This window comes from Tateyamaria sp. (assembly GCF_039940735.1).
Lineage (GTDB): Bacteria > Pseudomonadota > Alphaproteobacteria > Rhodobacterales > Rhodobacteraceae > Tateyamaria.
The window spans coordinates 1-21,827 of the sequence record NZ_JBDVGB010000050.1 but is presented as its reverse complement, the minus strand read 5'-3'; the positions used below and the strand labels follow the sequence as shown (position 1 = coordinate 21,827).

Below are 21,827 nucleotides of genomic sequence, written 5' to 3'. Positions count from 1 at the left end.
TTTACAGAAGAGATGGCAGCCACAGCGCCATCGAGGGAAATGCAATCACAAGGCCAATCATCACGAACATGGCGAAAACGAACGGGATCGCCCCTTTGATTACGTCTTTGATTGGTCCGCTTTGGCGGATGGATTGCACAACATAGAGGTTCAGCCCAATGGGCGGTGTGATCAAAGCGGTTTCCAGCAGCAACATCAGCACCACACCGAACCAGATCGGATCGTACCCAAGGGCGACGATCACCGGCACGACAATGGGGGTCGTTGTGATCAACATGGACAGGCTCTCCATGAAACACCCCATCACCAGATAGATGGCGATAATGATCAACAACACCTGAAACGGGGACAGGCCCAGGCCTTCGATAAAGCTTTGGAATGCGGCCGCGAGGCCGATGACGGCAAGCACGAAGTTCAAGAAGGCCGCTGCCAGAATGATCAGCATGATCATCGCTGTTGTCCGCATGGTGCCTTCGAATGATTTCAGAAGCATATCCCGTGTCAGCTTGCCGTTTTTCCACGACAGCAAGAGTGCCGCAAGAACGCCCAGAGAGGCACTTTCCGTCGGCGTTGCCCAACCCGCATAAATGGAGCCGATGACCACAATGAAAATGAACAAAGGTTGCAACAGATTTGGCAGGCTCGCGAAACGCTCAGACCACGAGATATGGATCTTTTCGCCGCCCCAGCCTTTGTTGGCGAGGCAGAGAAGGACGATGGTAAGACTGTAGAGCCCCGCCAAGACCAGCCCCGGTAGGATACCCGCAAGGTAAAGCTTGGGCACGGATGTATTGGTCAAAAGCCCGTAGATGATCAGGCCAACGGAAGGCGGTATCAGAATGCCAAGTGTCCCACCGGCGGCAAGCGAGCCAAGAAACAGCGGCGTGTGATAGCCGCGCTTGTCGATCTGCGGCACCGCAACCGTCCCGACGGTGGCCGCCGTGGCAACGGAAGACCCAGAGGTCGCCGCAAAGATAGCGCTGGAACCGATATTGGAATGCATGAGCCCGCCCGGCAGCCATGACAGCCATTTTGCCATCGCATCATACATCTTTTCAGCGATGTCCGAGCGCAGCATGATCTCGCCCAGCATGACAAACATGGGCACCGCAACGAGCAGAAATTCGATCGAGTTTTCCCACATCATGTCACCAATGGCGCGACGCAAAGGCATGATGGAAAAGCTCTCGTCCAGCACCACGCCCAACAGGCCAAGTGCGGCCGCAACCGGAATTGCAAGAAAGATGAACAGAAGTAGAAGTGAGAAAGTGACGATAAGGATCATGATTTGCCCTCCGTCTCGACCAGCTCCGCTTTGATTTCGGCCTCAACGCCTTCGGAACCGATAAGCTCAGAGACTGCATCCCAGTTGCGGCGCAGGACATTGCCTGTAACACGAAGCGCAACCAAAACCCACATCGCCAATGCAAGTCCGATCCCGCTGATCCAGACAATCTGAGGAATAGATAGCGGTGTGCGTAGGGGCGTGACCGAGATACGGCCGGTTTCAACCGTCCCTTTGACCAATTCAAACCCGTACCAGCCAATAAGGGCGAACAGCGCGCCAAGTGCGAGAAAGCTGAGAATGTCCAATGCAATACGCAAAGGGCGCGGCATCAAATTATAGACAACGTCGATCCGCACATTTCCTTTCTTTCTGATCACGGCGGCGTAGGACCAGGCCGTTGCTGCCGCGAAGACATAGCCTGAAATTTCATCCGCGCCCCCAAGCGACGCGTTAAAAAGCTTACGCATGATGACTTCCAACCCCACCATGAAAGCTGTCATCAAAAGGGCCGCCCCTGCGACCCAAACGGCAATTTCTGAGACACGGTCAAGCGCGCCTTGTGTTCGGATCAACATGGTAAACCCCCTGCAAAGTTGGATGGCGGCACCAGCATGCCAGTGCCGCCAAGCGCGTTACTGAATCGATAGACCGTTGGCAGCACCAATCGTGGCGTTCCACGGGCCTGCGCAGTCCGCGTCGCCGCAGCGGTCTAGCCAGCCTGGGAAGACATGGCTTTGCAGGATGCTATTCGCCTGCGCGCTATCGGCCTCTGTCATCGGGATAAGGCTCATGCCGACGGCATCACCTTTGGAACAACCCGCGTCATCACCCGTCAGACAGGCCAACCCCTCGTTTTCTTCGGTGACATAGTTCGTCCAGGTCGTGTCTTCCCAATTGCTGATCTGCTCGGCCAGTGCGGCGCGAGATGCGTCATCAATGCTCTGCCATTTGGAAAGGTTCGCGTAGAGCCCCGCCATGCCCATGTTAATCGGCAGTTCGCCAACATAGTTGATCACCTCGTGCCAGCTAGCGTCATAGGCTGGGATCGCACCAGTGACCGCGCAATCGACGACGCCGTTCTGAATGGCAGGAACAACTTCACCGAATGCAATCGTCACGTTCGTCGCCCCTGCGCCGGACAAGAAGTCTGCGTGGGTGGCGCTTGAAGTTCTGATCTTACGGCCTTCAAGTCCGGCCAAGCCATCGAACTCGTCCTTGCAGAACACGAACTGGCGACCAAAGGGGTAATGCGCCAGCATGATCAGGTTCTGCTCCGCCAGACGTGCATTGATCACTTCGCGGTATGCATCGGCGTTCGCGCGTGCGCTGGCCATATCGGTTGCGACTCCAGCAAGATCGATGCCTTCCATCTCGGGCGTCGATCCGGTGACATAGGCAACAACCATGTTGCCCATATCGAACACACCGTTTTGTAGCAAGTTGAGCGTCTCGTACCCTTTCAAGCCCATGACAGAGATGGAGACGATTTCACCGCTCATCTGCCCATCGGTATTTGCCGACAATGTTTCGGTCCAGAACGGTGCTTCGTAGTTTCTATATTGGCTCAGGCTGCTCCATGTGCCAATCACCTTGAACTGGTGCGGCTGGATTTCGTCTGCCGCCGCCGTTCCAGCGGCGACAGCAAGACTTAGCCCTGCGATGGTGGCGAGTGATTTCAACATAAGTTTCCTCCCTTGGATGTGTTGAATATGTGCCGCTCAGATCATTCGGAGCGATCATTTATTGGAGTGTTCGTGGTCCAATCAAAACTGCCTGTGTCGCGCTCTGTGACCGCCTGTTTCCAGCCAACGGTTTCGACGCGCGTCTTGAAATTCATGCCCTCAGGCGAATGGCGGGTGATCCCGTCAAAGACGGTGGCCAATCTTTGGGTCTGGTTGATCTTTTCTTCCACAGCCGCGTTGATCACCATCTTCTGCATCGCCAGCTGGTTGATCGGAACGCTCGCCATTCGTTGCGCCAGCGCCTCGACCTCGGCATCCAATTGCGCATCTGGCACGGATTTCAGCACCAGCCCCATCTCGGCTGCCTCAATCCCGGTGATCTTGTCGCCCGTAAACATCATGCGCTTGGCTTTTTCCGGCCCCAACCGATGCACCCACATCGCCGTCGTCGGGCAGCCCCAAACACGGGTGGGCATGTAGCCGATCTGCGCTGTGTCGCCCATGATCGTCAGGTCCGCGCAAAGGGCTATGTCCGACCCACCTGCCACAGCGAACCCGTGCACCTTGCAGATCACTGGCTTCATAGCGCGAAAGAGCGACATGAAACTTTGCGTATTGGCCCACATAAACTGGAAATCCTGCATCGGATCCCAAGGCATCTCCTGCACAACCTGATTTGTGCCCTTGCCTTCGGCGTAATGCGCCAGGTCATAGCCCGAACAGAAAGCCTTGCCCGCACCCGACAAGACCATCACATGCACGTCCCTGTCGGCATCCGCTTGCGCGACCGCCGCAGCCAACGCGCAGGGCAAGTCATCGTCGATGGCATTCATCACCTCGGGACGGTTCAGGGTGATCCGACCAATGCGGCCGTCTTTCTCGTAAAGAACTTTTGGCAAGGTGCGTTGCTCCAGTTGTGACTCTCGGTTCGCTGACCGGTTATGGGAGCATGGTTGGCAAACCTGATATTTTCCATTATTAGTTTTCTATGTTTTGATAACTTTGGAATATCAATAATGCTACCAACACTTCGCCAACTCCTCGTCTTCAAAACCGTAGTTGAGCAAGGCAGTTTTCGAAAAAGCGCTGACGTCCTGAACACATCCCAGCCAGCGCTGTCGAACTCTGTTAAGGCGCTGGAGGATGTTCTGGGAACGTCGGTGTTCTTCCGAACAACACGATCTGTGGAACTGACTGCGGCTGGCACCGCGCTTTATGCGCGCATCGATCAGATTTTTGAGATGGTTGAGACTGCCACATTGGAAGCCCGCGATGCGGCAGACGGCAAAGGCGGCAGGCTACGACTAAATTACGTGGATTTTGCGATCCTGGGTGGATTGCCCGATGTGCTGGAAAATTTTCGGTCGAAAAACCCGAAGATACAGATTGACATAGGTTTCGCCCGCACGCTTGAACAGATTGAAAAAATGCAGAAAGACCAGATAGATATCGGGTTTATTTTTGACATGGACACGCCTATTCCGCCGGATTTCCGGCGATTGGTTTTCAGTGTTGAAGGACTTGCCGCTGTTGTGCCCAGAGCGCATCGGTTGGCCAAGAGGGCCACGCTGGAGCTGGAAGAGCTCAAAGGCGAACCCATCATTGCGGGCGACGCCAGATGGGAGCGGTATACGGATATGGTCAACGAGCATTGTATTGCCCGTGGCTTCTCGCTCGAGATTTCTCAGCGGGCTTACTTGCGCGACGAGATGCTGTCCCTCGTTCTGGGCGGCATGGGGGTTCTAATCTATCCCAATTGCATCATGAACGCCGCGCGCTTTGGTTTGCGGGCTATTCCGATCAGCGATGTTGGCGATGTTATCACGACCTCACTGATTTGGCGCAGCGACAGCGCGAACCCAATTGTAGCCCCGTTTGTCGACGCTGTGCGCAAGTCGTTAGCCAACGCCGTTGATACAAAGTAATTATCAATACATAGATTTTTGATATTTGAGAATTCGCGGCACGTTGCCTCTGATATTTTATGAGAACAATGAATAATCAGAGCCACAAATGTACAACTTACACCTCGAAAAAGCGTATTTCCCAGCTCAGTCAGACATGGATGCAATCGATGTGCCTATTGGCGAAGGCCTAAGGGAGGTCACAGCAAGCAACATCTACAGGCCGGCACTGACTGAGATCCGTCAAGATGGGTCTCGGGGACGCTCCTGGACATACGGCGCGCTTTGGGATGATTGCGAACGACTAGCGCTTGCTTTGAGTTCGCGTTTTACCAAGGGCGAAAAGATTGTGGTCTGGTCTCCAAACAGCCCTGAATGGGTTTTGATGGAATATGCCTGTGCGCTTGCCGGTCTGGTGCTTGTAACGGCCAATCCATCGCTGCAAGCCAAAGAACTTCGGTATGTACTCGAGCAGTCTGGCGCTGTTGGCCTGTTCCATGTTCAGGAATTCAGGGGCAACCCTATGGCACAGATCGCCAAGCTTGCCAGCGACGGCAATACGACCCTGCGGGAAGTAACTGATCTTGATGATCACGACGTTTTGTTCGCACGAGGCTCAAACGAGGCACGTCTTCCTGAGGTTTCGACCTCAGATCCGGCACAAATTCAATACACGTCAGGAACGACCGGGTTTCCAAAAGCAGCACTTTTGTCCCATGGGGGGCTTTTGAACAACGCGCGCTTTTATGCAGATCGCTGCGGCGTCACGGAACACAGCATCTGGATCAACATCATGCAGATGTTTCACACATCCGGCTGTGGGATGGTTACACTGGGAGCGATGCAGGCAGGGGCGCATGTGGTGCTTGTCAGCTTGTTTGACGCGCCGCGCATCGTCGATCTGCTTGAAAGCGAAAAGGCCGATGTCGTCTTAGGCGTTCCGACAATGGTGGTCGCCCTACTTGAGGAACAGGAAGCCAACCCGCGTGATACAACTGCGTTGCGCGTGATCAGCTGTGGCGGCGCAAATGTTGCCGCGGATTTGGTTCGACGGGTGAAAAAAGCGTTTGGATGCGGATTTTCGACCCTCTATGGCCAAACGGAACACTGCCCAGTCATCACCCAGCACCACTTGGACGACAGCATTGAAGATATCTGCAAGACGATTGGCCAGCCGATCCCGCGAACAGACGTGTCCATCCGACGTTTGAGCGACAATTCCTGCGCTGAGCTGAACGAGCCAGGTGAAATCTGCGCTCGCGGTCCGTGCACTATGCTTGAATATCACGAGAACCCGAAAGCCACGCAGGCGACGATTGACGCAGATGGTTGGCTTCATACTGGTGATTTGGGCACAATGGACGATCGAGGCTATCTCAAGATCACCGGTCGGGTCAAAGAGATGATTATTCGTGGCGGAGAGAACCACTTCCCTGCGGAAATCGAGAATGCGATGCTAACGCATCCAGAGATTCAAGAAGTCGCTGTGGTCGGTATCGCCGACGAGAAGTGGGGCGAGTTAATTGCGTGTTTCCTCCGGCCATCGGGCGATGCAACTTTGAGCGCGGCGGAACTGAAATCTCATTGCCGATCCGAATTGTCTCCACAAAAAACGCCAAATCTTTGGATTGAGGTCAAAAGCTTTCCGATGACCGGGTCCGGCAAGATCCAGAAATTCGCCTTGCGCGATTTGTTCGAACGCGGTGAACTCACACCTTTAACGGCATAGGTGATCCAATGACGAAATCCGAACGGGATCTGCTCACAAGCACGCATTGGGGCACCTACCGGGTGGATGTTGAGAATGGTCGTGTCACCAACCTTCGTGGGTTTGAGCATGACCCAGATCCCTCGCCAATTGGGCCGGGGATAGTGGATGTGCTTGACGGCCCAACACGGATCACGGCCCCGATGGTGCGCAAGAGCTGGCTGGAAGGTGGCCCGGGCACGGCGGGTGACAAACGCGGGTCGGACGCATTCGTGGAGGTTACCTGGGAGGAAGCCAACCGGCTGGTCGCTGCAGAGCTTACCCGCGTGCGCACCACCCATGGAAACCGCGCGATTTATGCCGGGTCTTACGGCTGGGCAAGTGCTGGGCGGTTTCACCATGCGCAAAGCCAGCTCAAGCGGTTTCTGAACTGTATCGGTGGATATACCGGTTCCAAAAACACGTATTCCTTTGCTGCGGCAGAGGTGCTCGTACCTCATGTCCTCGGCACCTTCCGCGGGCATTTGGATACAACCACAAGCTGGGAAAGCATTGCATCAGATTGTGACCTGTTCGTCGCCTTCGGCGGTGTGCCTTTGAAGAATGGGCAAATCAGTCAGGGGGGCACTGGCGCGCACGTACAGAAAGGCGGATTGCTCGCCGCACAAGAGGCAGGCGTCAAGTTCGTCAATATCTCTCCTCTAGGGGCGGACCTGCTGGATCAGGTCAACGCAGATTGGCTGGCGATACGTCCCAATACGGACGTGGCGCTGATGCTGTCGCTGGCCCATGTGTTGCTGGGCGAAGACCTGCACGATCAAGCGTTCCTTGACCGCTACACCGTCGGTTTTGCGCGTTTTGCTGACTATCTGTTGGGCAAAACGGATGGCATTCCCAAATCACCTGAATGGGCCGCAGATATCTGCGAACTACCTGCCGACACCATCCGTGATTTGGCCCGTCGCATGGCGCGCAGCCGGTCAATGATCTCAACCGCTTGGGCTTTGACACGTCAGGATCACGGCGAACAACCGTTTTGGGCGGCCATCGCACTTGCGGCGATGCTGGGGCAGATCGGCCTGCCGGGGACGGGCCTTGGGTTCGGCTATTCGGCGATGAACAACACCGGATTGAACCGCACGCCAATCAACTATGCGTCCTTTCCGCAAGGCCATAATCCTGTGCCGGATTTCATCCCCGTGGCGCGCGTGACAGACATGCTGGAGACCCCGGGCGGGAAATTCGACTATGACGGCGCGTCTTACGAGTATCCCGACATCCGGCTCGTCTGGTGGGCCGGTGGCAACCCGTTCCATCACCATCAGGATCTGAACCGCATGCGGCGGGCCTGGGCCAAGCCCGAGACCATCATCGCCAATGAATGGTGCTGGAACGCACTGGCCCAACATGCCGATATAGTGCTGCCCTGCACCACGCCGCTGGAGCGCAGCGACATCGCACTGACGCCCAAAGACCCCTATCAAGTGGTGATGGACCGCGCCATCGAACCCGTGGGACAGGCGCGTGATGATCACGAAATCCTACGTGGCATTGCCGCTGAAATGGGGGTAGAAGAAGCGTTTACCGAAGGGCGCAGCCCGCAGGATTGGCAACGCTGGATCTGGGAGGTTTCGCGCCAACAGGCCGCAGGACAAAGTGTTGAGTTGCCCGATTGGGAGAGCTTGCAGCGCGACGGCTGGGTCAAGGTACCGGTGCCGGACAAGCCCACTGTCATGCTGCACGCTTTTCGCACCGACCCAGAGGCCAACCCGCTCGCCACACCGTCGGGCAGGATCGAAATCTTTTCGCAGACCATCGCAGACTTCGGCTATGACGATTGTCCCGGCCACCCCGCGTGGATGGAACCGACCGAATGGCTAGGCGCTGCTGCCCCGGATGACCTGCACATGATATCCAACCAGCCCCGCAACAAGCTGCACAGCCAGTTAGATCACGGCGCGGTCAGCCAGGCTGACCGGCCAAAGGGCGTTGAACCGATGACGATGCACCCGAGAGACGCTGCGGTGCGCGGGCTGATCGAAGGTCAGATTGTCAAAATTCACAACACCCGCGGCGCATGCCTTGCTGAACTGCGGATCAGCGACATGATCCGACCCGGCGTTATCCAGATTGCGACCGGCGCATGGCTCTATTCTGACGGCGGCCTCTGCCGCCGTGGCAACCCGAACGTGCTGACCCGTGACAAAGGCACATCAAGACTGGCCCAGGGTCCCGTGGCGCATTCTTGCCTTGTCAAAGTAGAGACTATTGCAGGCAAAGTGCCTCAACAAAAAAGGTGAACTGAACGCTGAACAGCAAAACAAGACTTCAAAATTCGCGTGGGATGACCATAGTACTTGTCCGGCTGGGCGGACCTATTTGCATTGGCTGACGCGCGCCACAAGCAAAAAAGCTTTCCAAGTCCACTCGGACACGCGTCTCTCTTGTCCGGACATCATGCGACGAAGTGCAGTTTGAATGGTGACGCCGAGACCGGCTGGGGACGACCGCTTCGACGATTTGAATTGCGACGCGGCATGAACGCCGCTGCATGTGTTGGCTAATGCTGCGTGGGCAACCGCTGCACCAGCAAAGGCAACTTTTGTCCCGCTTAGCACCAGTTCCCCCAACTGCCGGTTCTGCACTTGCAGCGAAAGTCCGGTCCGAGGAGTTGCACTGAAGCGACATCGGATGCTTGTGGAAGTCCAATTGGCAGCGATCCACACCTAACTTCGGGGTTACCCGGGGCGGACTACCCGCCCCGGCACCGCAGTCATTCCGTGACTGGATCGTCATCGCGGCGCGGGAAGGCGACCATTTCGACATCGGGGAACATGCTGTGTTTGACGTTGATCGACGTGATGTTGCCGCTGTCGTCAGTGTTGACGAAGAGCACGCCGCAGCGATCCCAGAAGTTCTTGCCGTCTTTTTCGCCGGATTTGACGTTCAGTTTCAGAGTTTGAGTAGCCATTTTTTGATCCTCACTTTGAGTGTTTCGATGAACATGGCCAAAGCTGGCACCAAGGGGCTGTCAGCGAGAAACTTGCCTCGCGAGGAATGCGCTGGCGCAGGGGAATTTTCTTGTTGAAGCGGGGCTTGCACCGCGTCTGCTACGGCTGCCCGCTTATGTTCAGCAATCAGAAACACGGCGTTGAGGGTCTGAGTTTGGCCATCAATCTGTGGGCTGGTCCGTCAAAGCTGGCCCGGAACGCTGCAACTCCTGTACTGGGCCTGCAGATTGCGCGCAGTAAATATGATCTACCGATCATAAAGCGGAAATATGATCTGCGGATCATACGGGACGAAAGGCAGCTGCGCGACGTCGCGCGCCAGCAACAATGGCTTCGGCCAATGGCTGCGGGAACCCATCCGGCAAGTCTGTAAGTGTCTTGTCCATGGCGGGTTCAAGCTCTGCCGCGATGTCCGACAAGACCTGTTCCGCCAGCGCCATACCAAAACCTGCCGCCTTCGCAGCCTGCAGGAAATGGCGCGGCACCACCTCATTGATGCGGTAGTGCCCGTCGACTGCCATCGCGAGGCGCATCCGGTTCTGGCGGATTTGACCGTCATCCACAGCTTTTTGTGCGCTCAGCACGTCATAAAGCGGGGTCATAAGGAAACCACCAGGGCGCAATGCGATGCTGAAATTCTTCGCATGCCCATCCGTCGCTCCCAGGAGCCAAAACAGCACCTGCGCGCGGAAGAAGGCGCGCTGATCGGCCTCGGGATCATCACTACCGGTCAGCAACCCGATCCCTTCGGTAATCCCTGGCCCACCATCCATTTGGTATTTCTGACTGGGCGGGACTGTGAGCGCTTGGCAAAAGTCTTCCTGCGGGAGGCGGATCAAGCGGCCATCTTTGGTCCAGCGCCGGTCAAACCGCGTCACAACAAGGCTCCGCACATCTTCAAAATCGGCAATCTCGACCTCCGCCACATCCATGCCCATGGCACGGCAAAAGCTCATGCAGAAAAATTCGTTCTCGACGCTGTCGGACAAGTCGATCCCTGCGGGCAGGACGCCAAGCTGCGTCTTGAGAATATGTGTCGTGGGGGTGAGACCCGATGGACGGATCCACGCGCCTTCGTGGCGCAGCAGCGCTGTTTTCTCCTGCGCCCCGGCGATTGAAATGCGAAAGTCGTCTTCCTCGTCCAAGCCTAGCGGAGCGCTCGCGAGGTTGCGCAGCATATCGGCAATCTGCGCCTCAGACACGGGCTCTCCCTCGAGTGTGCCATCCTCTGGGACCTCACCAGAGACGAACTGCAAGGCCCCCACGCAATCGCGCCCGATTTTCTCCAGCATGTGCCAGGCGTCCGTACCGCCTGCACGCACCCGTGCAGCGACGCGCTCACGTATCGCCTGATTGTCCGGCAGCAGATTTTCCAGGTAGGCAATGACAGGACCACCTTGGTGCGCCTCTTCACGCAAAGGCAGCGAAAGCGAGATGGGCATGGCGTGTTGCCACGACAGCCAGTCCGGATCATAGGTGAAGTTGATTGCGCCCGAGCCTGCGAGACGCAAAGCCCCCACCAGCCTTCCATTCAGAAGGACCTGCATCGTGCCGCTACGCCCGCGTTTGGCCATCAGAAGATATCCTCAATCTCAAGCGAACCACCGCGCTCCACCAATCGGAACTCAAGCCCGAGTGCTGCCATGACAGCGAGCACCGTGGCGAGCTTGGTTCCCGCGTCGCCATTCTCCAGCGACGAGATTGTCGCGACACGCAAATTTGTGCGCGCACTGATATCGCTTTGGGTCCAGCCGCGCGCTTTGCGCGTCCGGCGGAGTGCCTCGCCGATCTGCTCGGCCGTTCGTGCTGTGAGGTCCATGATGCGGCTCCTTTTACGGCAGAGCGTAAATCAAAACAAATTACGCTGCAACGTAAATATTCAATTTTTACGCCATAGCGTAACAATCGAGCCGCACTCATGCCTGCAGCCCCGCAGCTCGAACCTGCTCAGGCGTCACCAGCTTCGATGCAATTAAGTCCTCGACCTGCCGGTTGGTGATGTGACGACACAGGGGATGGCGCTCGTGGATCCACTCGGTGAGGCTGGCACGACCTTTGGCTTCGGCCTCTCGTGCCTTCTCGCGGTCCGCCTGTATCTGGGCAAGGCCCTTCTCCCATCGGCGCATCTTGAACCAGTTGTCTGAGAAACAAACCTTGCTGCGCGTGTAGCCGTCACTTTCCTTCGCATAGGCCTTGACCGACTGCAGCAGACCATCGGGCTTTACCCCGGCTTTCACGGCGGCTGCGATCAAGCGCAGACTGGTTCGCCGGTCTCGGACCCTGTCCTCGGGATAGGCCGCCAGGATCTTCTCAGATTCAAGATCTTCAACCTCCTCCGCCGCCTCGCGCCTGCGCGTAGGTGGTTTATGGATGGTTTTAGGATGGTTTGGGGTCCACCGTGAACCCCGTACCCCGTTCACCGTGGACCCCGTACCGGGTTCAGACTGGACGGGGTTCACGGTGACCCCCGTCTCAATGTCGGGCTCAGCCGTGGGTTCGAGCGCGGCCACGCGCTCCAGAACGATGCGGTAGATGACGGTGTAGCCGTTCTTGCATTGCCGCCGCCCTGTCTCAATCAGAATGCCTTCGCGCAGGAAGTCGATGATGGTGCGCTTCACCGTGCTCTCGCTGAGCTCTGTGTGGCGCTGGATCGTCCCCTTGGAACACCAGATGCCCGAGCCGTCATCGCTCGCCTTATCCGCCAGGAACATGATGATCTGCTTGCGCGCGGCGCTGCCAAAGCGGCGCTCGGCGCATTCGTTTGCGATACGCCAGCTCATTGGACCACCTCATCAGTCAGAGGCCGCGAAAAAGCCGCCTGAGCGTTTGCGGTGCGGCACTGGCTCATGCTAATGTGCTGCGAAAGCTGACAGGCTTTTTCAATTTGGCCCCGGTTCACAGTTGCCGCTGTGACGGGGCCTTTTTCGTTTTGAACCGGCGAATTGGGCTTTGAAACTTTCGCTTTTTGTTCACTTTTTGTCAGGGGGTGTTTTGCACCCCTAAGCCGTTGTTTTCGCTTGCGCTCTTTCTGGATTGCAAATCCGTGTACACCGGTTCGATTCCTGTACTCGCCTCCAACTATAGTTAAATTACAACAACTTATTGAGTAAAGCGCGATCAGGACCCCCTATGGGAATCTGAACGCAAATCGTTTTCAGCGGTAATTTTCCGATGAAATTGTGGTGAAAGCCTAGCAACATGGGCGGAAAGCAGACCTTCGCTACAGTTGGAAATTTCTGTGTGAAATACGTAAGAGCGGAAATTGCGCCTCCAATTCGGCAACAGTCCAGGCGCGCTGGCGTTTTTAAGAGGTAAGTCATGTCGAGTTGCCTGAGGATCTTTCACCTAGTCCGATAATAGAACCTAGGCTGAAGGCAGCACAAAAGAGCAGATCAAATTGCACCGCTCAGCGGTCAACGAGCGGGCATTCAAATCGGTGTTGATCCAAGACACGTTCACTCTTCGGCAAAGTTGGTTGCCAATTTTGATCGAGAGCGAGCACAAGTGTAGCTTTTGCGCCTCCAGAGGGACGGTTAGATAGGTCTAGCCACCCACCTGATTGTGATGCAAATTCGGCGACCATCGCAAGGCCAAGGCCTGTCCCCTTACCCGGTTCTTTGGTTGTAAAGAAGGGAGTAGCGATCTTTCCAATAATATTTTCCGGAATTCCATGCCCGGTATCGAGCACTTTGAAAATGACATAGTACTGATCACCGTTCAGCCCGGAAAATGAGCCCTTCGAAACGTCTTTTTTCTGGGAGATGTTGACACATATGGTCAATTTTCCTGACTGGGTCATTGCATCACCAGCGTTGACAGCGAGATTGAGCAGTGCCGACATCAAAGCGTTCTTCTCAACTTGGACTTCTGGTAGATTGTCGTCTATCAGCATCTCAATATCAATTGACGATGGGAGCAACCGAACAAGCATTTGGTTGAGTTCAGCCAATATTGGCTGAATTTTCTCTGCACGTAAGTTAGCGCTAGGAGTCCGTCCGAATGCAAGAAGGCTTTTTGTCAATTTTGCTCCTCTTGCAGTAGCCATTTTGGCTTCCTGGATCAGCTCAGCTGGCGGATAGGTATTCTGCGGATCGCTCAAAAGCTCCAAGTTCCCAGAAACAACGTTTAGTAAGTTATTGAAATCATGAGCTATCCCACCGCTCAGATTGCCGATGGCCTCCATCTTTTGCGCTTGGAATAGATAGCGCTGAGCCAGAAGCCTTTTTTGATTTGCGATGTAGGCTTCTCGCACAGCGACAAGCATGTAGAGAAAAATGCTGATCGCAATCACAGTCGAGATCAGTGAATTCCCAGTGCAGTGAATTTCCAAGACAAAACACAAAGCAATTGCAAAAATGGCAAGTGTATTTGGAATGAGGTAACACAGCATGACTTCCCATAATATGGAACGAACAAGCAGAGTGTTTAGCGTCGCTCCTACAATCATGGCCAACGCTGCGAACTGATAAATGTCTTCATTTTGGTACCATAGAAATATCGGTAAAGACGAAAACGCGCACCCAATGAGTAGGTTGAGCCCCAAGATTCCGAAATAGACAGCCCGAGAGTTGAAGCCTCGAGAGATATGAAGGGCATACTTCTCGAGAAAAACTAGAGTATAGTGCACGCAAAACCAGATAACGAGAATATCCATTCCGAGCTGGAACCACCCTGCGATGGTACAAGCCGCAACCAGAGTGAACTGCATCACAAACTCGATGCTCAACAATCGCTCTGATTGCCTCAAAATTTGGTGTTTATCTCGGTATTTACGTGCGGTCATTACAATCCACCTCACTACATTGTGATTGATATGACATTATATTGATGTCATGAGCAATCAATCACGCACTGAAAGAAAACCCATGAGAGAAACAGATGTGTTGTCCTTGGATGGCAAGACCCTCAGGCTTTTCTTGGCCGTTTTCGACCTAGAATCTGTGACAAGGGCTGCTGAACATTTGGGCATCAGTCAATCTGCGGTAAGCCACAGCTTAGACAAATTGCGACGTTGTTTGAACGATCCACTGTTCACCAAAAGCGGGCGCGGCATCATTCCTACTTACCTGGCAACCCAAATCGCACCTCGGGCGAGATCAGTTGTCGCCGGGCTCGAAGGGCTGGCCATTGAAAGCCAATATGACCCGCGGCTAGACCCTTCGCCTATCACCATTGCATCAAACTTAACTGAGTTACTTCCTGTTCTTAACCGTTTGAGGCAAGCAGTCTGGCGAACCTCACCGGATTCGAGGATTAGATTCATTGATCTTGGATCACGTGAACACATTTTGCCGTACCTCTCCCAAGGAACGGTTGATTTGATCTTCTCAGTGCGTGTAGAAAAAGTGCCGCCTGGAATTTGTGCGCAACCTTTTGCAGAAGATCGACACGTTTGCTTTTTCGACAAAACGTTGGGAACGGGGCCGAAAACGGTCGCACAGTACAACGAGGCAAAACATGCTACTTTAGATTTCGGCGGACAAGGCAAAAGCATCGTCGAGATGGCGGCGAATAGTATGGGTATTGCCCGCGACATCCGATTATCGGCGTCAAATTCCTTTGTGTTGGCACGGATGATGGCCGACACAAACTTAGTCGCGACGCTTCCGAAGAAGCTTGTTAATACAGCATTTTCTGAATTCAGTTACTTGGAACCTCCATTCACGATACCAATTATTCAGACGACAATGCTATGGCATCAAAGAAACACTGATTCTGGTAAGCGAAAATGGTTATCGGATTTGGCCGACAAGGTAGTTGAGGGAAGTTTTGAGCCGGGAGATTAAAGGCGGACGTGCTAGCAGCCATCATCAAGGTCACGAAAAACGCGGGTTTGTTGAAGGCCTTAATCTCCAAAAGCAATGTGCCGCGCAAGACCAAATGGGCCAGTGTAAATGCTGCCGCCGCGACCCCGCGCCAAAAGATGATCCCCCAAGCTTCGGTTGAAACGTCATTGTTAAAAACACTAGTGGAACTAAAGACAAACGCTGAGACCACAACGAGGATAATTCCGGCTTTTCTTTAGTTGGCATCGATCATTGTTACGTGATGCGCTTTTCATTGTTTGTGAATGGATGACGGATCTCTACTGACATCCGTGTGGCGGTAGTGTTTTGTGTTAGGGAAAAGAAGTGAGCGCACATGGGATCAAAACGACACGATTTTTCGAAATCCTTAAGTTGTTGCGCGGGGCTAAGAAACCACTTTTCGCGCGTGATCTGGCGGCGATACACGAAGTATCGATCAGAACGATCTATCGCGACACTGCCAGCTTGCAGGCCATGCAAACTTCAATATTGGGGGAACCCGGTGTCGGTTAGGGCCGAAGCTGATGTCGTCACCGCTGATGTCGTTAATTGAGGAACCAGATGCTTGGATGATAAACACATCTTCTCCGGTGACCTCGACGCGTTCAAGGCTGCCAGGGCTCGGAACCTCGTAGGATCGATACTCCCAACCGTCCAAAAGAGACCAAGGATCAGCGTCGCTTTGTCCGATTTCAAACGGGAAGAAACCGTACGGGATTTGCTTGCTGACCAGCACGAAATACCTAGTGCGATGCGAGTTCATGGTGATCTCCAGTTCCAGTTCACCTAACCGCTTCATGCGGGCAGATCTCTGGAACGCGGAGATTGAGCGTTCAATGAGCCGAAGAAGTCCGGTCACTTCAATTCCTTGCGGAAAGTTTGACCAGTTAGTCGCTTGTGATATTTCATAACAAAATCAGTGTTGTGTAAAGGATACCGATAGCACTTCGACATGTGACCTGTTTGTCAGGAGTTCCTGGTCGACCATAAGCTTAGAATCGAATCAGGTCAGATTTGGCCAACGTTATTACGGGCGTCACATTCAAAGACGGAATTGAAACCACTAAATCCGACCAGATCGCCGCCTGACCCAAAACCCTCAAACACCAGATTTGACAGTAACTCAGCGCGGTGTGGTCTTTGACAGTATACATCTTCTTTGTGTTCAGCAAACCTCAAACCAGCTTCGAAGAGTATGGGACAATTAAAACGGCAGCGTCCTCCACCACTTCGCCTGAAAGGATGCTCACGAGTTCGGCAGTTTCCCCACGACCAAACCTCAAGCCAATATCTAGGGTTTCCGAATTGCTCAACTTAACGATGAGTGTGTCCTTGAAGTAAACAGAAATTTGTTCATTCTCTTCAACAGTATTAAACTGTGATAGAAGAAAATCTTCTCCCTCCGAAAAAAGCACCGTATTTTCAAGTGTAACGGTCAACCGGTCTTCAACTGGATCAAAATCTGTAAGGACAGCACCGGCGCCAAACACGTTTACGACATCGGATCCTTGACCAGTCGAAACGACATCTCCGGACGAAGCATAGATTAAGTCATCGCCACGTCCTCCGTAAATCACATCGGTAGAACCGTCAGTAAGCTCATCATAGGTCGTATCGGAGCTACTCTCAAAGTACGTTGAGTAGGACCCAAAGATAGTATCATTTCCATCGCCGCCATCGAGCGTGGAAGACTCAATCCCAGATAACAGGAAATCGTGACCAGCTCCGGCGAAAATATCATCTCCTTGGCCACTCGAAAGAAAGATGCCGTCGCTGTCTCCTCCAATAACCTGTGCCCCTCCTGTGGACAGGGAAACAAATATGTCTTCGGCGCCACCTGTTTCCCCGCCAAAAACCGTATCTCCTTCTCCAGAGTAAACAATAACATTTGCATGATTCGACAAATTGATAAGTTCAGATGCACTGCCATCTGAAATATTCAATGGTTCGGTTGAGTCTGTTATCGAACTGATTTGGCTTACATCTAAGCTGGGAACTTCTTCAGAAACCCATTCAGCGGAATCAATAGAAAGTATCGCCACTTCAGGTGGAAGGTGTTCCGCATTTTCGCCGGATAGTGTTTCATCATCATTAGGGTGGATGAATTCTTCATCACTTTGAAAATCTTCCTGATCTTCAATTTCTGAATTATTTTCATCATCGCCATCTAAGGTAAAAGCAAAAATGCCACCTGCTACAATCAAGCCCAAAATTAGAGATAGTTCAAACATTGATAATATTCCCTGAAGAGTAAGGACCTTTCGTCGCCCGACACCTTGACCGCATCAAACGAGTGGTCTCTATAACGAGCATATCTGAATAAATTGATACTGAAGGCCGTTGCGAACAAACAAGAAGGCCTTTCGTTAAACTGTGATGTTAATGGAATGCAATTTTCAATCATGTTTCAATTAATTTGTGAAGAATTTGCAACAAATTTCAGGCCATATTTATTGCAAGTGTTCAGAATTCACTTTCTGAAAAATCAACCTAATGTTTACAACTTTGTGGAAACCTTATTTTCGGTGGGGCAATTAGTACCGAAATAGGGACAAATTGCCCGTGGGATGAATTTCGATTTGAATTGAGTGTCAAAAACTTGATGCGGAATTCTGTATTGGGTCGAATTTTACAGTTCGATAAGTGGGTGAAATATGTTCAATTTTCCTTCCATAGCGGGGGATGCGCGGTATTCTGAAGATCTCTTCGGCGGAAACCTGCTCGCACCGCGAGGGGAGCTTTTAGGAGAAGGTTCTTATGCAGAGGCTGTAGAGTACCTAGGTGTAACTGGATTGCGGTTTCCGGGCGGGTCGCTGACTGAGTACTCATTTGATTTGTCGAATCCTGACGCGGAAACGGCTTACGATGTGCGAAGTGGTCAGGAAGTTCCAATGATTGGACTGTCTGACTTCATGGCTTATGCGGAAGACGCCGGTCAACCAGTAACAATTGTGGTCCCAACTAGAACACAGCTTTCCGTAGAAACGGATGCGAACGGGGACCGAATTGCCAATATAAACGAGGACGAATTAAGAGAATTTATTCGAGACGTTGCTGCCGGTGAATACGGTTCGGCGGAAATCCAGGCAATTGAAATTGGGAATGAATACTGGGGTTCAGGTGAAATGAATGCCGTTGAATATGGCAGGCTAGCCTCTGAAATGGCGACCATAGTTAACGACGAACTAAGCTTGGCAAGTAATTTCACGACCGATATCGTTGTTCAAAAAGGTAACAATTTCTCACATTCTCGCCTCAGTGATGAGTATCAAGATGTATCCAGCGAAGATGTAATTTCAGATTTAAATGAAAAATATGGAACAGAATTTGGAGAGGACGCACTCTTCGCAAGTGGTTCTGTAAATTGGGGGTACGTCAATACCAAGTTGGTTCTATCAAGTTTTGATACAGAATTGGAAAAAGAAGCTGTCGACGGCGTCGTAACGCACATTTACTCGCGCGGCGAAGAGAACGAAAGCACCCGATATTTCGACCTAGATCAAATTAACGATACCTGGGTGGAAGATATACCTGGGATTGAGGTTTATATTACGGAGTGGAATCTTAAATCAACTCCCGGTTTGGATCGCGATGAGGATTACGGGTTGTATCAAGCTCAGGAAATGCTTCAGATTATGGAGGAATTTGGTCGAACCGGAGTCGACAAGGCGCACGTTTGGCCTTTGGTTCAAGATACGCGAAATGCTCTTGCAGAGGGAATGGAGTTTGAATCCGCCACTCCATCGGGCGAAATGTTTGCTTTAATGTCTGAAACGCTACCAGGTAAAGTTCTGTTGAACTTTCAAGCGGGGCACAGGGACACAGAGTCGGAATTTGGGGATGTATCTGTGCATATGTTCGCAGGAGAAGATGAGTTGGCTATTTATGTACTAAATGGTAGCAAAGATTCGGCTGCGACAGCGGACATTGATTTTTCGGGATTGATTTCTAGTTATGACGTGTCGGACATTTTGGTGCTGGGTGTTGAAGATGACGTTTCACCAGGCTCCAATAACTCTAGGCCAGTCGTTGAGGAAGTTGAACCTAGTGTAATGGAGGATGGAACCTTAGAAGCATCGCTCAATCCCGGAGAAATCATGCAGGTTACGTTATCGGATATTATTCCGACCGATGGTTTCAGCGAAACTTGGTTACTTGCGAATTCTGGAGATCCTTTCTCAAGTGATGTAGCGTCCGAAGATGATCATATGAATGACATTCCAGATGTACCGATTTTGGAAACAGATGACGAAGAACGAAGTGAGGATTTTGATTCCGCACTTGAAGACGACGACATGTTATCCGGATTGGGTTGGGCCGGTGGCCTTTTGCTTTTGCTGGCGACCGGTGCTGTTGGTTTTGGTTGATGAGCAAAATTTGAATTTCCAAGTGATCTGTCGGCTACTTGCCATGCATACGGTGAGCCAGATAGTTCAGTCGACGAGTCATGGTATGGTAATTGAATAGGGCCTTTGACTGGAGTTGGCTCTATCTCGCTTTGGTGCACCCCAACTGCTTGTTTAAAGTAAGCGTGCGTTCGAAAATGACCGGACACCTCCATCCTAAGGCTGAGTGGATGGCGACGATCGCGAATTGGTGTGCTACATCAGAAAAACTGGCGATCTTTCGGCTCGTGGAATAACGCCATCTTTCAGCGGGTCGGACCCTGGCCAAGCTGGGCATTCCCCGCACCACGTTCGATCGCTGGTATGATCGATATTTGCAGCGTGGTGAGGCTGGGTTGCAAGATCAATCTCTGAAGCCAAACACGCTTGAAACCCCGTTTTCAAAAAGTTGAGGCGCAAAGTTGTCGACTTCGCCTTGATAGTTTCAGAGTGACGCGTCGCGCGAGTTGGCGGTGACTTTCACGGATCAAGAACGGTACCTTGTCACAGAAACCATTATTGCGACGAGATACAGAAAGTCGCACCACATTGGCAGATACGTAATGTCCGCGCACCAGACTTGATTGGGTCGATCAGCCTGCAATCCTCTTAGCAAGGCCTTCCATTTTTTTCGACAACACCTGGGATCGCCATTCGAACTTGATGTGCCCGATTCGGGTTGGGTGACAGACATCATTTACATCAGGCATTGAAGCCTGCTACCCTTTGTAAAATGCGATGTTGGGATCAAGACGGACGACGTTGCCTTGCCTCTCGTGGCGAGAGTCTAACGTCGCCAACATAACGTCGTATCTGGCAGCCAGTACCGCTCTTTGCATATGATCTTCGAAGTTCTCTAACCCGTTTATCATTGCGTAGTCTGTGAGGTCTTGGCAGACCCCCAGGAGCCAGTCGTGTTTTTGCATTTTCTAATCCCCAGATTGGTATAAGGCATAACCATATTGGTATAAGGCATAACCAGAAGGTGTTATCGTTAAAGACTGGTTAAGCCGGTTCCAAAAAGGTCATTTGCCTCCTTATTTTCGACCGCAAGCGACGGTTGGCATCGAAGCAATGGGGCTACCAATTATCTTTTCATCGCTGTAAATCGCAGCGCGTAGAACATCCAAAAGGGCCAAGTAAGTTTGATCGAACCCTTCGCGACGAGCATGGTCAGCTGCGATCAATACACTCGTTTTGAATCGCTCTTCTGCAGACATTTTATTTACCTCCATAAACGGTAGGTAAATTCCGCCTTAAGTTCGTTAATGACGCCTTAACGCTATGGTAAACAAAAATCACGCAAGCGAGAGGCCGCCTACATGTTGCTGGAATCGGCGAATTTTAACCGCGTTCTGGGACGCCGACGCCGCCTGGATCGCCACGCCGGAAAATTATCTGGCGCAATGCTTGGTGGTCAATCAATGTCAGCTTTGGGAAATGCTGCACCGCAGCGGCTTTTCAACTCGCGAATGTCGGGTTTGGGCCGTTATTGCAGGGTAACTTTTGCCCGCTTCCCGACAGCCGACTTTGGCTGCAATGTAGAAAAACAGTAAAGTGGGCTCGTAGCTGCCGTTAGCCGCATCGCCACAATCCTGCTGAACGGTCTCGATTTAACCAACATGAACGGCCCAAAGCGGTCACTGCCATGACGTCAGAAAATTCACATACAGGGACTTTATACGCCTCACCATGAGTTCGCACTTAGGCTAACTAACCCCTTTTTGACCGAGGATGTTGAGATGGCCACGAGACTTAAGATATTTATTCAACGGGAAAAGTGTCGCCAAAGCCTCCTGCTTTTACCCGTTTTAGTATAAATACGAGATGTATCTACTACGATGTGGGTCGCAAATTTCGCAATGAAACCCTTTAAATTTCTAATTTGTTAACTAATTTATGGTAATCCCCCCTAAAATTAGTGGTGTTCAAAAGTAGAATTTTCTCGGCAAGATATCTGAGGAGATTTACGATGAAGAATGGACGATTTAGCGACGCACAGATCATGGCCGTGTTGAAGCAGGCTGAGGGCGGCACGCCTG

At 52.5% G+C, this 21,827-nt stretch carries 19 protein-coding genes and 2 pseudogenes; 8 read left to right on the top strand and 13 right to left on the bottom strand.

Going from position 1 to position 21,827, the window contains the following annotated elements:
* Nucleotide 1: 1 nt before the first annotated feature.
* The 4 genes from ABJF76_RS10190 to ABJF76_RS10175 are packed head-to-tail and all read right to left on the bottom strand — an operon-like array spanning nucleotide 2 to nucleotide 3,884.
* Nucleotides 2-1,282 (bottom strand): TRAP transporter large permease, encoded by a 1,281-nt coding sequence (locus ABJF76_RS10190; RefSeq protein ID WP_413821585.1) that lies wholly within the window; start codon nucleotides 1,280-1,282, stop codon nucleotides 2-4.
* Nucleotides 1,282-1,863, bottom strand: a complete 582-nt coding sequence (locus ABJF76_RS10185) for a TRAP transporter small permease (protein WP_348288267.1) — start codon at nucleotides 1,861-1,863, stop codon at nucleotides 1,282-1,284. Before ABJF76_RS10185 ends, ABJF76_RS10190 begins: the two co-directional genes overlap by 1 nt.
* A gap of 57 nt (nucleotides 1,864-1,920) precedes the next feature.
* Nucleotides 1,921-2,970 carry a TRAP transporter substrate-binding protein gene (locus ABJF76_RS10180; RefSeq protein ID WP_413821059.1) on the bottom strand — a complete coding sequence of 350 codons (1,050 nt, stop codon included), beginning with the start codon at nucleotides 2,968-2,970 and terminating at the stop codon, nucleotides 1,921-1,923.
* Between the two features lie 41 nt (nucleotides 2,971-3,011).
* Nucleotides 3,012-3,884, bottom strand: a complete 873-nt coding sequence (locus tag ABJF76_RS10175; RefSeq protein ID WP_413821584.1) for a crotonase/enoyl-CoA hydratase family protein — start codon at nucleotides 3,882-3,884, stop codon at nucleotides 3,012-3,014.
* A 102-nt stretch (nucleotides 3,885-3,986) separates the two neighbouring features.
* On the opposite strand from ABJF76_RS10175, the gene ABJF76_RS10170 reads away from it, so the two are divergent.
* From ABJF76_RS10170 to ABJF76_RS10160, 3 genes are all read left to right on the top strand, one after another.
* Nucleotides 3,987-4,895: a LysR family transcriptional regulator gene (locus ABJF76_RS10170; protein ID WP_413821058.1), complete on the top strand. Its 909-nt coding sequence runs from the start codon at nucleotides 3,987-3,989 to the stop codon at nucleotides 4,893-4,895.
* Nucleotides 4,896-4,983: 88 nt separating this feature from the next.
* On the top strand, nucleotides 4,984-6,603 hold the full coding sequence (locus ABJF76_RS10165; protein ID WP_413821057.1) for a class I adenylate-forming enzyme family protein: 1,620 nt from the start codon (nucleotides 4,984-4,986) through the stop codon (nucleotides 6,601-6,603).
* A gap of 8 nt (nucleotides 6,604-6,611) precedes the next feature.
* On the top strand, nucleotides 6,612-8,882 hold the full coding sequence (locus ABJF76_RS10160; protein WP_413821056.1) for a molybdopterin guanine dinucleotide-containing S/N-oxide reductase: 2,271 nt from the start codon (nucleotides 6,612-6,614) through the stop codon (nucleotides 8,880-8,882).
* Nucleotides 8,883-9,355: 473 nt separating this feature from the next.
* On the opposite strand, the gene ABJF76_RS10155 is transcribed toward ABJF76_RS10160, so the two are convergent.
* The 5 genes from ABJF76_RS10155 to ABJF76_RS10135 form a co-directional block, all read right to left on the bottom strand.
* Nucleotides 9,356-9,553: a hypothetical protein gene (locus ABJF76_RS10155; protein ID WP_303964642.1), complete on the bottom strand. Its 198-nt coding sequence runs from the start codon at nucleotides 9,551-9,553 to the stop codon at nucleotides 9,356-9,358.
* Nucleotides 9,554-9,874: 321 nt separating this feature from the next.
* Nucleotides 9,875-11,167 (bottom strand): type II toxin-antitoxin system HipA family toxin, encoded by a 1,293-nt coding sequence (locus ABJF76_RS10150; protein ID WP_348366957.1) that lies wholly within the window; start codon nucleotides 11,165-11,167, stop codon nucleotides 9,875-9,877.
* Nucleotides 11,167-11,412: a helix-turn-helix domain-containing protein gene (locus ABJF76_RS10145; RefSeq protein ID WP_036560649.1), complete on the bottom strand. Its 246-nt coding sequence runs from the start codon at nucleotides 11,410-11,412 to the stop codon at nucleotides 11,167-11,169. The genes ABJF76_RS10150 and ABJF76_RS10145 overlap by 1 nt, the downstream gene beginning before the upstream one ends.
* Nucleotides 11,413-11,509: 97 nt before the next feature.
* On the bottom strand, nucleotides 11,510-12,373 hold the full coding sequence (locus ABJF76_RS10140) for a hypothetical protein (protein ID WP_348366955.1): 864 nt from the start codon (nucleotides 12,371-12,373) through the stop codon (nucleotides 11,510-11,512).
* 626 nt (nucleotides 12,374-12,999) lie between these two features.
* A complete protein-coding gene (locus tag ABJF76_RS10135) occupies nucleotides 13,000-14,376 on the bottom strand; it encodes a sensor histidine kinase (RefSeq protein ID WP_348366953.1) in 1,377 nt (458 codons plus the stop codon).
* A gap of 82 nt (nucleotides 14,377-14,458) precedes the next feature.
* Here ABJF76_RS10135 and ABJF76_RS10130 point away from each other — a divergent pair, with 82 nt between their 5' ends.
* Together ABJF76_RS10130 and ABJF76_RS10125 are read left to right on the top strand one after the other, a co-directional pair.
* Complete coding sequence (locus ABJF76_RS10130; RefSeq protein ID WP_348504056.1) at nucleotides 14,459-15,379, top strand: LysR family transcriptional regulator; 921 nt, start codon at nucleotides 14,459-14,461, stop codon at nucleotides 15,377-15,379.
* Between the two features lie 345 nt (nucleotides 15,380-15,724).
* Complete coding sequence (locus ABJF76_RS10125) at nucleotides 15,725-15,913, top strand: HTH domain-containing protein (protein WP_413821055.1); 189 nt, start codon at nucleotides 15,725-15,727, stop codon at nucleotides 15,911-15,913.
* Here the strand turns inward: ABJF76_RS10125 and ABJF76_RS10120 are convergent.
* Together ABJF76_RS10120 and ABJF76_RS10115 are read right to left on the bottom strand one after the other, a co-directional pair.
* Entirely contained in the window at nucleotides 15,837-16,259 is a 423-nt protein-coding gene (locus ABJF76_RS10120) for a hypothetical protein (RefSeq protein WP_348366949.1), read from the bottom strand. The genes ABJF76_RS10125 and ABJF76_RS10120 overlap by 77 nt on opposite strands.
* Before the next feature lie 316 nt (nucleotides 16,260-16,575).
* Nucleotides 16,576-17,631, bottom strand: coding sequence for a calcium-binding protein (locus ABJF76_RS10115; RefSeq protein ID WP_348366948.1), 1,056 nt, complete (start codon nucleotides 17,629-17,631; stop codon nucleotides 16,576-16,578).
* Between the two features lie 423 nt (nucleotides 17,632-18,054).
* Between ABJF76_RS10115 and ABJF76_RS10110 the strand changes: the two genes are divergently transcribed.
* Together ABJF76_RS10110 and ABJF76_RS10105 are read left to right on the top strand one after the other, a co-directional pair.
* Nucleotides 18,055-19,767, top strand: coding sequence for a type I secretion protein (locus ABJF76_RS10110; protein ID WP_348366946.1), 1,713 nt, complete (start codon nucleotides 18,055-18,057; stop codon nucleotides 19,765-19,767).
* A gap of 293 nt (nucleotides 19,768-20,060) precedes the next feature.
* Nucleotides 20,061-20,198: pseudogene (locus ABJF76_RS10105) on the top strand (helix-turn-helix domain-containing protein); the annotation flags it as partial.
* Between the two features lie 86 nt (nucleotides 20,199-20,284).
* Here ABJF76_RS10105 and ABJF76_RS10100 read toward each other — a convergent pair.
* Together ABJF76_RS10100 and ABJF76_RS10095 are read right to left on the bottom strand one after the other, a co-directional pair.
* Nucleotides 20,285-20,416: pseudogene (locus ABJF76_RS10100) on the bottom strand (IS3 family transposase); the annotation flags it as partial.
* A 406-nt stretch (nucleotides 20,417-20,822) separates the two neighbouring features.
* Nucleotides 20,823-21,005 (bottom strand): hypothetical protein, encoded by a 183-nt coding sequence (locus ABJF76_RS10095; protein WP_348366945.1) that lies wholly within the window; start codon nucleotides 21,003-21,005, stop codon nucleotides 20,823-20,825.
* A gap of 102 nt (nucleotides 21,006-21,107) precedes the next feature.
* Here ABJF76_RS10095 and ABJF76_RS10090 point away from each other — a divergent pair, with 102 nt between their 5' ends.
* A complete protein-coding gene (locus ABJF76_RS10090; RefSeq protein ID WP_348366944.1) occupies nucleotides 21,108-21,341 on the top strand; it encodes a hypothetical protein in 234 nt (77 codons plus the stop codon).
* The last annotated feature ends 486 nt before the right edge of the window (nucleotides 21,342-21,827 follow it).